The following is a 12,007-nucleotide window of genomic DNA, read 5'->3' as shown; positions in this document are numbered from 1 at the left end:
CAAGTATTCTTTTACATCCTGTATAGATTGAAAAGCATTCCGCTTTCGCGAAAGCGGAACTATTCTTATTTTAGATTTCCAAACTAACAATTATGAACAAAACCAAAATTCTCATGGTGTGCCTTGGCAATATTTGCCGTTCACCTCTAGCCGAAGGAATATTACGTACAAAACTCGATGCAAATCAATATACAGTAGATTCTTCAGGAACAGGGAATTGGCATGTAGGAAATCCCCCAGATAAGCGAAGTATTGCCGTAGCCAAAAAATATGACATCGATATTTCTGATCTTCGAGGTAGGCAGTTTACAAGTCGTGATTTTACAGATTTTGATCATATTTATGTTATGGATAGTTCTAATCTAGAAAATGTGTTAGCACTCGCTCAAGATCAAGAAGACAGAAATAAAGTTACTATGATTTTAGATCTGATATTTCCTGGAGAGAGAGTTGATGTTCCTGATCCTTATTATGGTGGCGATGATGGTTTTGAACGTGTATATAAAATGCTGGATGAAGCATGTGATGTTATCACACAACAAATAAGTTAATCCGTCCTTCATTTTAGATTTTGTATATTTAAAAAAACTACTTTATTATGAAAAAATTCAAAATCCTACAATTGCTATTATTAACTACTTTTTTATCATATGGACAAAATCCCGATGTTGATATTTTACAAGTAGCAACCGGCTTTAACCGTCCTATCGATATTCAAAATGCTGGTGATGACCGTCTTTTTATCGTGGAACAACCAGGCACTATTAGAATTTTAAATAGTGATGGTACCGTAAATGGTACTCCATATATAAATATTCCTGTAAATGATAACGGAAATGAACAAGGACTCTTAGGACTTGCTTTTCATCCTGATTATGCAACCAATGGTTTCTTTTATGTAAACTATACAAGAAACAATGGAGACACACGGATATCAAGATATACTGTGACTGGTGATGCAAATATCGCCGATCCAAATTCAGAATTTGAAATCCTAGAAGTAGATCAGCCTTTTGGAAATCATAATGGAGGAGGTCTCGCTTTTGGAGATGATGGTTTCTTATATATCGCGTTAGGTGATGGTGGATCTGGTGGAGATCCTGGTAATAGGGCTCAGAACCCAAGTGTTCTCTTAGGTAAAATGCTACGTATCGACGTAGATAATCAAGATGATGGGTTAAATTATGCTATTCCTGATACAAATCCTTTTGTAAGTAATACTAGCTTTAGACCAGAAATATGGGATTTAGGATTACGTAATCCTTTTCGTTTTTCTTTTGATGATGAAACAGGAGCGATGTGGATAGGAGATGTAGGACAAGACAATATAGAAGAAGTAGATCGCGGTACTGGTGGTGGTCATAATTATGGATGGCGTTGTTATGAAGGGAATAGTCCTTTCAACACTTCGGGATGTCCAGATCAAAGCGAACTCACCTTCCCTGTTGCTCAATATAATCACAGTGGTAATGGACCATTTAAATGCTCTATTGCTGGAGGATATGTCTACCGTGGAAGCCAGTTTCCAACCATGCAAGGACTTTATTTCTTTACAGATACATGTAGTGATGAGATCGCATATATAGATGCTACAACGCCTGCTGCGATTACGTATAGTGAGCAATTTAATAATAACTCATTTGTTACTTTTGGAGAAGATATAAACAAGGAATTATACATTGCTGGCCTTGCAGGAACCGTATATAGAGTTGTAGATGCCGATTTATTAAGTGTAGATGATGTTACTCAAGAAACAACAATAACGATGTATCCTAATCCAGCGACAGATGTATTAACTATTGAATTTTCTAGATTTACAAATGAAGATACGCTTACTATTTTTGATATTACAGGAAAATTAGTAAAGTCTCATACAATTCAAGATCTAACAACAACAGTATCTCTAGGAGACCTTACATCTGGAATATATCTTGTACAACTTGAAGCGTCTGGATATACCCAAAAGCTAATTGTTAACTAACACAATACCATGACCGAGCCCCAAGTACTAGGCAAACTATATCTTATTCCTACAACATTAGGAGATACAAGTGCCCTAGAAGTAATACCGCTTTCTGTAAAAAAAGTAATAGAACTAGTAGATGACTATATTGTTGAAAATGAAAAAACAGCAAGAAGATCTATCAAAGCTATTTCTCCTGGGAAGTCACAACCTAAATTAAAGATAAAACTATTGAACAAGTATACAGATGAGCAAGAACTGCCATCGTATTTAGATCCTTGTTTTGAAGGTATATCTGTAGGGTTACTTTCTGAAGCTGGTGTTCCTGGGGTGGCAGATCCTGGCGCCGATGTTGTAAAAATTGCACATCAAAAAGGGATTCAAGTAGTTCCACTTGTTGGGCCTTCGTCTATTCTTATGGCTATTATGAGTAGTGGTATGAATGGACAGAATTTTGCATTTAATGGGTATTTACCTATTGAGCAAAAACAACGTAAAATGGAGCTTAAACGTCTAGAAAAACTCTCTTATGAGACTGGACAATCACAGTTGTTTATAGAGACACCTTATCGCAATGATAAAATGTTACAAGACATTGTCAGCTCGGTTCATAAAGATACACACATATGTATTGCTTGTGATATTACATTACCAAGTGAATACATCTTAACAAAGCCTGCGAGTTACTGGAAAGCAAATATGCCAGAACTTCATAAACGCCCTGCTATTTTTATTATACACAAAGGACTATAAAAAAAACACCTCTATTAGTAGAGGTGTTTTTTTATTATTTATTGCCTCAAATTTGAGGGTCTAGGATACGTACGCTGTACTTTCTTAATCATAGGTTCTAACCCATTGATTTTTATCTCATACATTTCTTGAAGTAGGCGCCCGAGTTTTCCTTCTGGAAATCCTTTTTGTTTAAACCATACGTAATAATACTCTGGTATATCAACGAGATAGTAGCTTTTATATTTACCAAAAGGCATTCTATAATGAGCGAGTTCTATAAGGTGATCTTGAGGTGTCAATTATTTTTTTTAAATCTATGTCATTTTTCTATTTCGCAAATCATGAATTCCAAATAAAATTATCCAAATACAGATTAATACTACTAATATAAAAAAACCAATAAAAAATTTAAATTTCTCATAAGTACTAAAGTAATCACTACTCAAACTTATCAAGAATGCAAGTATTGCAACTCCATACACAATAGATAGAATTCCAGTATAAAGCTTCAAGAAATTAGTTCCTTTCTTTCCAGAAACTTCATTAAAAAAGATGATTCCCATTAAGACAACATATATCAATGATGAACCATTGAGTATATTAAGGAATATGGTTGATTTTTCTGACACATTGAACAATGCATTAAAAAACATTACTATTAATAGGAATCTTGATATTATCCAAAAATACTTAATTATCTTTTTTTTATTCGCCATATACTTGTTCTCCTCCTACATAGGTAGTATGGACCTCTAGGTTTGGAATTTCATTTTCTGACACTGTCATAATATCTTTATCCATGATAATAAAGTCGGCAAACTTTCCCACTTCAATACTTCCTTTTTCTTGTTCTTCAAAATTAGAATAAGCCGCCCAAATCGTCATTCCTTTTAAGGTCTCTTCTCTAGTGAGCGCATTTTCCATTTGGTATCCTCCTTCTGGATATTGTTTTAAATCTTTACGAGCGACTGCTGCATAAAATGTATAAAAAGGACTTACTTGTTCCACAGGGAAATCGGTTCCTAAAATCACAATTCCAGATTTTTTTAATAAATCTTTATAGGCATAAGCACCTTTAACACGATCTGCTCCTACTCTATCTTCTGCCCAATACATATCACTAGTGGCGTGTGTAGGTTGTACAGAAGGTAGCACTTTGGTATTAAAAAAATCAAAATCTCCTTGAGCGACTACTTGCGCATGCTCTACTTTCCATCGTGGATCTTCTATATCTTTTAACGCTTCTTTATATGCTCTAAGTACTACTACATTTGCACTATCACCTATAGCATGTGTATTCATTTGATATCCTGCTTCTGCTATACGTTTTGAGAGGTTTTGAATATCAGATACGGGCGTCACCATCGCTCCAAAATGTCCTTCTTTATCGCTATAGGTTTCTTTTAGCACAGCGCCTCTTGATCCTAAAGCACCGTCACCATATACTTTTACAGAACGTACATTAAGGTAATCTGTTTTTACTTTTCCTGTTGTGAGATAATGATCTAGATTTTCTTCATTATTAGTCACCATGGCATATACACGCATCTTAAGATCACCAGCTACTTGAAGACTATCTATCATCTCAATAATATCCTTATTCAGACCAGCATCATTTACCGTAGTAAGTCCATATGAAAAGCATACTTCCTGTGCATCTTTAAGCGCTGTTATATTTTGTAATCTACTAGCTTTTGGCATGACAGCATCTATAAGTTCTTGAGGTCTATCTACTAGTACTCCTGTAAGTTTTCCATTATCTTTTACGATTTCTCCTCCTGTTACTTCTGTTGTCGCTGTAATTCCAGCAAGATCTAAGGCTTTTTGATTTACTAAATAAGCATGACCATCTACGCGTTCTAATGCAACTGGCACATCCGGAAATAAAGCATCTAACTTTTCTTTTGTAGGGAATTCTTGGACTTCCCAATCATTTTGGTCCCATCCTCTTCCTCTCAAAAATGTAGTTGTTGGGTTCGCTTTCGCGAAAGCGGAAACACGTTCCAACACAGCGTCATAGCTTGTTGTTCCTACCAGATTTACTACTTGAAGGTTTTGACCAAGTCCAAAAAAATGACAATGCGCATCGATAAGTCCTGGAAGAATCGTTTTTCCTGAAGCATCTATCACTTCTGATGCTGTGTATTTAGCCATCATTTCTTCGGAAGTTCCTATGGCTACAAATTTATCATCTACAATGGCAAAAGATTCTGCTTTTGCAAAAGCATCATTTACAGTATATACATTTGCATTAATGACAAGTATGTCTACCGCCTCTTTTGATTCACAGGCGTAGAATAGTATTGCAAAAAGAGATAGAATGGCTATTTTTTTCATAAAAAAGATTTTGCACTAAAGTACAAAACCTTCTTCTTTTTAAAATTTTCTCTTTCTTAAAAAAGTAATCTATAAGTATTCAGGTCTAAATTTACGATTCCTGCATTATTCCCTTCTATTGATACATCATTATAAATATTACCTACACAGCAAGGATCTTCTATCAATGCAACAGAAAAACTAAGCGCTATATCAAATACATCGGGAATAATTACTTGATAATTTTCTGTAGCACTACTGGTTCCAAAAGAAGGCAATGTTATAAAAATTTGTTCTGAAAATTCTAACCTATTCACTCCAAAGGGAACAGTTTCTTCTGTACTTGTATTAATAATTTGTAAATTATTAATAGGAAAGGCTTCATTAAAAAATAAATCTTCGTTTGTTTCTTGGTTGACAAATTGTAAGGCTAGTACAGGCGTTGCACAGTCTACTAGAGCACATGCATCTGATGTTTCTTCATTATCTGAAGAGCAGGCAATACAAACAATCAATACAACTATAAAGTGGGGGATCTTTTTAAACATTATATATTGTTTTTAAATAAAAATACGCAAGAATAATCCTTCAGGATCTGTAGTCTCGAAGGTAGCATTGGTTACGGCAACATTATTATAATTATAAGTAGGACAGCATCCATTAGGTATTGTTTCTAATTGAGACGAAATCTGAATATCAAAGATTCCCTCTAAGGAAACTTGAATATCTTCTAAATAAAAATTCAGAAAAATACGCTCTTGTCCTATAAAATAATCTTGATTAACGACAAGTTCATTATTATCCTCATTATTGGTAATAACCAAGCCATCTAGTGTACCACCATTTGGAATATTTGCTAGTATACTAACATTCGTATCTGTATCTATAAGTTCAAAAGTAAGTACTGGAGCTGCACATAAAACCGTACTACAGTCAAGGTCATCATCTGAATCGCATTGTATCAAGGATGCACTTATAAATAATATAAAGATTAGTCTTCTCATACCCTTAAGATTCTAAAAAGTACAAAAGGTTGCGTCTTATAAATAAAATCTAACGATTATATTCTTTTAATCCTAAAAATCAAACTTATATGTCGCTCCTATCATGCCTTGGAGCCCTTGTACTTCATAGTTTAACCATTTCTGATAATCGCTATTAAGAATATTATTAACTCTACCAAAAGCAGAGAGTCTATCATTAAAGCGATATCCTACGTGAGCATTTACATCTATATAACTTTCTAAGGTTGTAATTTGTGGTTGTGCAAGAATGTCTAATGGGTTATTTGCAAATAATAGATCTTGACGTTCTCCTACAAAGAATAGATTTACACCAGCAAACCATTCTCGTGTAATTTGATAATCTGCAAATAAAGAAGCTTTTAATTCAGGTAAATTCCAAGCCTCCATTTGACCATCGGTTGTATAAGAGTTATACTGAGCATTTACTTTCATTTTGAAATTGCTATTGACATCAAAGTTTAACTCTCCAAAAATACCTAACGTCTCTACATCATCATACACAACGCTGAAAGAATTTCCATTTAGAAAAGCAACTTGAGAAGGAACTAGTGCTGGATTAAATAGGAATAAAGCTTTGTTACTTTCTGATGCATAATTTGCGCGTAAGTTATAACTCACACTGTTAGACAACTTTCCTTTCATCCCTAGATATCCATCATATTGTTGATCTGTTGGAGTAATAGCAAGTGACGGAGCTATGAATGGGTTTTCATTTGCAAAATCATAATAACTATTTTGTTTTAGATTTCCTTCTAATCCTGCATAAGCAATAAAATAATCACCTACGACGCGGTATGAGGCTGTGATCTTTGGATATACAAAAATATCTGTTGCGCTATTCTCACTATCGAGGCTTACAAATCCTGCAACTCCAAGATTTACAGTAAGGTCATCTCTTAATATGACTAAACTTGGGTTTATTCCTACATTAAGAATACTGTGATTTGACTCTTCTAGTGTTGCATTAAAATCATTTGCAAAACTTCCACCTACATAATCTACTGTAAATGCTGTTGTAATATTTTCTCCAGCAATAGGAAATTCTATTGTTGGTTGTACAATAGCTCTTAACTCACTACTACTTTCTGAGTCTCCAAAGTAACGTATTGTTGCTTTTCCTTCTTTAAAGATTGCATCTTTAAATTGTAGATTCCCATTTACACCTGCCGTAAAATAAGAATGTGTTACATCAAAATCTTCATTTAATATTGGTGCATCTGCAGGTCCAGGTATTCCTATAATTGATGGTGCGATACCATACCAATTAAATACTTGATGTCGTACATCTAAATCTGCACGCCATGACAAATCACGTTCTCTCGCCCCATAATTCAGGTTTAATCGAGTGTCGTAAAAAAAGTCATCTACCAATACGTTATCAATCCCACCTTGTGATGAATTATGATTTAAGAAGACCCCAAAATCTTCTGTACGACTAATCTGGATGTTACTATAAAACTCAGCTAGTACAGAGGTAAAACTACCAAAACCTAAGGTCGCATAATTATCATATAACTTTAGTTTTGGTGCTTTTTTTACAGCAGCTGCTTTTCCTTTTGCAGGTGTAAATGTACTTGCTACTGGTACAGAAAAAATACTATAGGTAACTTTCTTCTTTGTTGTATTTACAGAGTCATTCAGTTTTGGGGTTGCTTTTACTTTAAAAGCATCACTTATCGTAGGAGTGTAAGGTTTTACAACATTAACAACTTCTGTTCCTAAGTTTTCTTTTTCTTTCTTTTCTTCTTTTTCTTGTGCCTGTACTTGACATATCCCTCCTAAAAAGGTAAGGAAGAAAAGAGTTCTATATTTTTTGATGTGATGAAATATCATATATCGTTTTGTTAAGTCTGTGATTGATGAACTATTAGTTTCCGCCTTCTTCTTCTACAGAAGAATTTGTTTTTGCTTCATTTGCTTTTATGGTGACTAAGAGTGCTTGTGACTCTTTTACAACCTCTGGAAAATCGGCAAAATTTGTAATAACACTTTCTAGTATATAAGTGGCTTGATATGCATCTTCTAGGGCATAAAAGTTTTTTGCCATTAGGACAAGTCCTTTGGCTCCAAATTCTTTATATCCACTATAATCTCTTGCAAGTTCTTGCACGGTTGTGTTTGATCCTGCAAAATCATTTGCTTGGTGTTTAAAATAAGCATCATAGTATAATGCTTCGGCAGCTAGTGCTCCTGTTGCTATTTGTCTTACTTCGTTATATGCTGTTTTTGCACGATCTTCATCGCCTGTTTTTATAGAAGCTCTTGCGATGATTACTTGCGCATCACTTTTTACAGCGTTATCTATTTTGGTGTTTGTCAACACTTTTTCTGCATAGGTCACTGCTTGCGCGTAATTATCTAACTCATAATGTGATTTCATAAGGTTAGATTGTGCAAAAATGACATTTTGCGGGAAGTCTGCTTCGGTTTCTAAGCGTTCTAATACTGGAATAGCTTCAGCATACGTCTGTTCTGTTAAGAATACCTGTCCTAATCGTGCTAAGGCTTGCTCTGTAAATTCAGATCGCTCTTTTGCAATTACATATTGATAATGAGGAATGGTTGTTGGGTAGTCCGCTTTCGCGAAAGCGAGTTGCCCTAAATAGAAATGTGCTTTAAGTGCATGTTGTCCGTTAGGGTATGTCTCAATGTATTCATCCAAAAGACGAGTTGCTTGATTTGCATTATTTTCCAGGTATTGTTTTTCTGCCGAAGTATATGCTGCATCATCCAACTCTGCATCTTCTACATCTATAAAGTCTAAGGTACTCACCCACTGTCCGTACTCATTTACTCGTCCTAAATCAATATATATCAGTTTTGCTGTTGTCACTGCTTGTAGTGATTCTGGCGTTCCTGGATAATCTGCGGCTACTTTACGTAGAATTGCTAGGGCTTTATCTGAATCATTATTATTATCAAAAATCAATGCTTTTTTAAGCAATGCTCTAGAGACATATGAGCTTCCTGGTACATCACGTACCAGTTGATCATATGCGGCAATTCCTTGAGCATTTTTGTTTTGTGAGACATATACGTTTCCTAATTCATAAAGTGCATCGTCTCGGTAACTTGATTTTGGGAAGCTTTGCGAGAAATTAGACAATCCTTCAATCTTATCATCATTACGATTTACAAAACCATAGCTCATTGATTTCTGGAAAGTTGCATAATCTTTGTCGGCTGCGTTTAAGGCAATGGCTTTATTATAAGCTTCGAGTGCTGGCCAGTATTTACTAGAAATAAAACGGCTATCTCCTAATCTCAAATAGGCGTCATTACGTCGTACGTTATCATCTGTGTTATTTGAAGTGAATTTTTCAAAATAAGAAGCGGCATTCTCATAATCTTTATCTGAGAAATAAGCATAAGCAAGGTTATAATCTAAATCTTGATATTCTGGAGTCGAACTAGCATTACTATTTTGAAGGTATTGTTTATATCCTATGATTGCTTCTTTATGATTGCTTAAGATATAATCACACTCTGCTCCCCAATAGGTCGCTCTAGCTACAAACTGTTCGTCTCTAGGTTCTTTTAATGATTTTTCAAACATTTCCTGAGATTCTAAGTAACTTCCTGCATTGTACAACTCGACACCTCTATAAAAAGCTACTTTTTGATAGGCAACCTTATTTTCAAAGCTTTTATTCTTTTCTAATAGGACAAGTGCTTCTTTATAGTTTTTTGACGTGATATAGGAATCTATAAGTAATGCTTCTAGTTCTTCTTTTGCAGGTGTTTTTGGGTAGTCTTTTACGTAGTTTGCTAGAATTTGCGGAACAGTTTGATACGCATTTCCTATCTCATAACTCAACTTTGCATAGTTAAGACCACTATCTTCTTTTATTTTTGCATCAAAATCCATCTCTGATGCATTTTTAAATGCATTTAATGCTTGTTGTTTCTTTTCTGTTTTTAAGTAAGATTCTGCTAAATGGTAATAGGCGTTTTGAGCAACACTATTACTTCCGTCTACAATTTTATTAAATTCATTAATGGCATTTTCATAATCTCCTTGTTTGTAATAGGTATATCCTAATTGGTAATAATCTGTGTTATTCCATTTTCCTCGTTTTCCTTTATACTCTTTTAAATATGGTAAGGCTTCGGCATACTTTTCTTGATTAAAGTAGCTTTCTCCTATGATTTTATTGAGTTCTGATTTTTCTTTCGGGTTTGCAGTAGGGAGTTGTGAGGTTCCTTCGGCAATGGCTTGATCAAATTTTCCCAATTTAAAATTGAGGTCTGCTTTAAAATAAGCGAGCTCTTCTTTATAATCTTCCTTGTCTTCTACAGCATCAAAAAGCTCATCTGCTTCTTTATAATCATCTCCTTCATAAGCCATAAAACCTAAGTAGTATTTGGCTTGTGATCCATATTTTTGAGAATCGCGTACACGATTTAAAAATGTCTTTGCTTGATCAAATTGTTTGCTTTTATAGTATGAATATCCATTATTAAAATCAAAGGTTTCTCTTACACTTCCTGTAAGATTACCTTCATCTACACGGTCATACCATTTACGTGCATACGCATATTTCCCATTATCAAAATAGAAAGAAGCTACATCAAGAAATGCAGAATTACGTTTTGTACTTGTAGGATAGTCCGTCACAAAGCGTTGCATAAGATTATCTGCTCCTTGCTGATTGAGACGTACTGCAGCATTTGCTATATAGTACGAACAATCTCCTTGAATTGTCGTGTCATTAGATTCGTTTTTAACCTCTTCAAATAAGGTTTGCGCTGCTAGGTATTGCTGACTATTGTATAGTGAGAGTGCTTTATTATACTTTACAAGGTCATCTGTATAGATCGCTGTTTGTTGTGCCGAGAGTACAGTACTATATAGTAGAAATGCGGTAAGAACCGTGATTAATTTCTGCATAATGGGATGTTTTTGATATGATGTATTGAACGTATGTAAATCTTTTCTATTTCCTAACAAAAAGTTAAAAACAAAAAATCTAAATATGCTCATTTTGATTGGGTCTATTTTCTTACTCAAAGATACTTTTCTTCTGTATGGATAACGGGAGAAATGACGTATAATTATATAGAGTTTTAAAAAGGAAATTAACAATTTAAGAAAAGACAAAAGTTGCTAGTAATATTTATTAAGTGATTTATACAAAAAGTTCAATTATATAATGCTTATATAGAATGATCAATTATTACGTTGTTAATAAAAGTTAGAATAATGCATACGATACACCCGTTACTTATTTTAATTTCTAGTATTTTTAAACCAAATACCAATTATGTCCGATTCAGTACTTCATCTTAACAATGCGGCTATCTACCAGCGAGAAAACTTAATCCTCTCTGATGTCAACGTCACTATAAATAAAGGGGATTTTGTATACCTCATCGGGAAAACGGGATCTGGTAAGAGTAGTTTTATGAAAACGCTTTATGGAGATTTACCACTTTCTGAGGGTGAAGGAGAGATTGTAGGATTTACTCTACACGGTTTAAAAGAAAAACAAATTCCATTTTTACGCAGGAAATTAGGTGTTGTTTTTCAGGATTTTATATTACTTAATGACCGTACTGTAAAAGATAATTTACTTTTTGTCTTAAAAGCAACAGGTTGGAAAGATAAGATTGCCATAGATGCAAAAATAGAAGAGGTCCTTACCAAAGTAGGTATGAAGAGTAAAGATTTTAAATATCCATACCAACTTTCTGGAGGAGAACAACAACGTGTTGCTATTGCTAGAGCATTACTCAATGATCCAGAACTTATTCTTGCTGATGAACCTACAGGGAATCTAGATCCGCAAACAAGTGTTGAAGTGATGCAAGTATTGCAGGAAATTAATAAAAACGGAAATACCATCTTAATGGCAACCCACGATTATGCATTGTTACTTAAGTATCCATCTAAGACCTTAAAATGTGATAACAATAAGATATTTGAGGTCGTGCAACGGACGGTGTAAGATTATATAAGCAATCTCAT

Annotated in this window: 11 protein-coding genes; 4 read left to right on the top strand and 7 right to left on the bottom strand. The window is 34.3% G+C overall.

Annotated features, from left to right (window positions below; all coding sequences use genetic code 11):
• The first annotated feature begins 92 nt into the window (after nt 1-92).
• From ABJD27_RS03200 to ABJD27_RS03190, 3 genes are read left to right on the top strand one after another with little or no spacing between them, the layout of a single operon-like run.
• Complete coding sequence (locus tag ABJD27_RS03200; protein WP_348171173.1) at nt 93-551, top strand: low molecular weight protein-tyrosine-phosphatase; 459 nt, start codon at nt 93-95, stop codon at nt 549-551.
• A gap of 47 nt (nt 552-598) precedes the next feature.
• Nucleotides 599-1,981 (top strand): PQQ-dependent sugar dehydrogenase, encoded by a 1,383-nt coding sequence (locus ABJD27_RS03195; protein ID WP_348171176.1) that lies wholly within the window; start codon nt 599-601, stop codon nt 1,979-1,981.
• A gap of 9 nt (nt 1,982-1,990) precedes the next feature.
• Nucleotides 1,991-2,716, top strand: a complete 726-nt coding sequence (locus ABJD27_RS03190; RefSeq protein WP_348171178.1) for an SAM-dependent methyltransferase — start codon at nt 1,991-1,993, stop codon at nt 2,714-2,716.
• Between the two features lie 38 nt (nt 2,717-2,754).
• Here ABJD27_RS03190 and ABJD27_RS03185 read toward each other — a convergent pair whose 3' ends face one another.
• The 7 genes from ABJD27_RS03185 to ABJD27_RS03155 all read right to left on the bottom strand — a co-directional run bounded on the left by ABJD27_RS03185 (nt 2,755) and on the right by ABJD27_RS03155 (nt 10,930).
• Nucleotides 2,755-2,997 (bottom strand): DUF3820 family protein, encoded by a 243-nt coding sequence (locus ABJD27_RS03185; protein WP_348171180.1) that lies wholly within the window; start codon nt 2,995-2,997, stop codon nt 2,755-2,757.
• A gap of 15 nt (nt 2,998-3,012) precedes the next feature.
• Complete coding sequence (locus ABJD27_RS03180; RefSeq protein ID WP_348171183.1) at nt 3,013-3,327, bottom strand: hypothetical protein; 315 nt, start codon at nt 3,325-3,327, stop codon at nt 3,013-3,015.
• A 76-nt stretch (nt 3,328-3,403) separates the two neighbouring features.
• On the bottom strand, nt 3,404-5,035 hold the full coding sequence (locus ABJD27_RS03175) for an amidohydrolase (protein ID WP_348171185.1): 1,632 nt from the start codon (nt 5,033-5,035) through the stop codon (nt 3,404-3,406).
• A 56-nt stretch (nt 5,036-5,091) separates the two neighbouring features.
• Nucleotides 5,092-5,562 carry a hypothetical protein gene (locus ABJD27_RS03170; RefSeq protein ID WP_348171188.1) on the bottom strand — a complete coding sequence of 157 codons (471 nt, stop codon included), beginning with the start codon at nt 5,560-5,562 and terminating at the stop codon, nt 5,092-5,094.
• Nucleotides 5,563-5,574: 12 nt separating this feature from the next.
• The gene (locus ABJD27_RS03165) at nt 5,575-6,018 is read right to left on the bottom strand and encodes a hypothetical protein (protein ID WP_348171191.1); all 444 of its coding nucleotides are present in this window, start codon (nt 6,016-6,018) and stop codon (nt 5,575-5,577) included.
• Nucleotides 6,019-6,090: 72 nt separating this feature from the next.
• A complete protein-coding gene (locus ABJD27_RS03160) occupies nt 6,091-7,872 on the bottom strand; it encodes a TonB-dependent receptor (RefSeq protein ID WP_348171194.1) in 1,782 nt (593 codons plus the stop codon).
• 34 nt (nt 7,873-7,906) lie between these two features.
• A complete protein-coding gene (locus tag ABJD27_RS03155; RefSeq protein ID WP_348171197.1) occupies nt 7,907-10,930 on the bottom strand; it encodes a tetratricopeptide repeat protein in 3,024 nt (1,007 codons plus the stop codon).
• A 373-nt stretch (nt 10,931-11,303) separates the two neighbouring features.
• On the opposite strand from ABJD27_RS03155, the gene ABJD27_RS03150 reads away from it, so the two are divergent.
• Nucleotides 11,304-11,987: an ATP-binding cassette domain-containing protein gene (locus tag ABJD27_RS03150; RefSeq protein ID WP_348171200.1), complete on the top strand. Its 684-nt coding sequence runs from the start codon at nt 11,304-11,306 to the stop codon at nt 11,985-11,987.
• Nucleotides 11,988-12,007 lie beyond the last annotated feature (20 nt).

This window comes from Dokdonia sp., from assembly GCF_039945015.1.
Lineage (GTDB): Bacteria > Bacteroidota > Bacteroidia > Flavobacteriales > Flavobacteriaceae > Dokdonia.
This window is presented reverse-complemented; position numbering and strand designations above follow the sequence as displayed.

What these genes read in the sequence shown, in the direction of transcription:
- ABJD27_RS03200 (WP_348171173.1), top strand. Translation starts at nt 93, where the DNA reads ATGAACAAAACCAAAATTCTCATGGTGTGCCTTGGCAATATTTGCCGT.
- ABJD27_RS03195 (WP_348171176.1), top strand. Translation starts at nt 599, where the DNA reads ATGAAAAAATTCAAAATCCTACAATTGCTATTATTAACTACTTTTTTA.
- ABJD27_RS03190 (WP_348171178.1), top strand. Translation starts at nt 1,991, where the DNA reads ATGACCGAGCCCCAAGTACTAGGCAAACTATATCTTATTCCTACAACA.
- ABJD27_RS03175 (WP_348171185.1), bottom strand. Translation starts at nt 5,035, where the DNA reads ATGAAAAAAATAGCCATTCTATCTCTTTTTGCAATACTATTCTACGCC.
- ABJD27_RS03170 (WP_348171188.1), bottom strand. Translation starts at nt 5,562, where the DNA reads ATGTTTAAAAAGATCCCCCACTTTATAGTTGTATTGATTGTTTGTATT.
- ABJD27_RS03165 (WP_348171191.1), bottom strand. Translation starts at nt 6,018, where the DNA reads ATGAGAAGACTAATCTTTATATTATTTATAAGTGCATCCTTGATACAA.
- ABJD27_RS03160 (WP_348171194.1), bottom strand. Translation starts at nt 7,872, where the DNA reads ATGATATTTCATCACATCAAAAAATATAGAACTCTTTTCTTCCTTACC.
- ABJD27_RS03155 (WP_348171197.1), bottom strand. Translation starts at nt 10,930, where the DNA reads ATGCAGAAATTAATCACGGTTCTTACCGCATTTCTACTATATAGTACT.
- ABJD27_RS03150 (WP_348171200.1), top strand. Translation starts at nt 11,304, where the DNA reads ATGTCCGATTCAGTACTTCATCTTAACAATGCGGCTATCTACCAGCGA.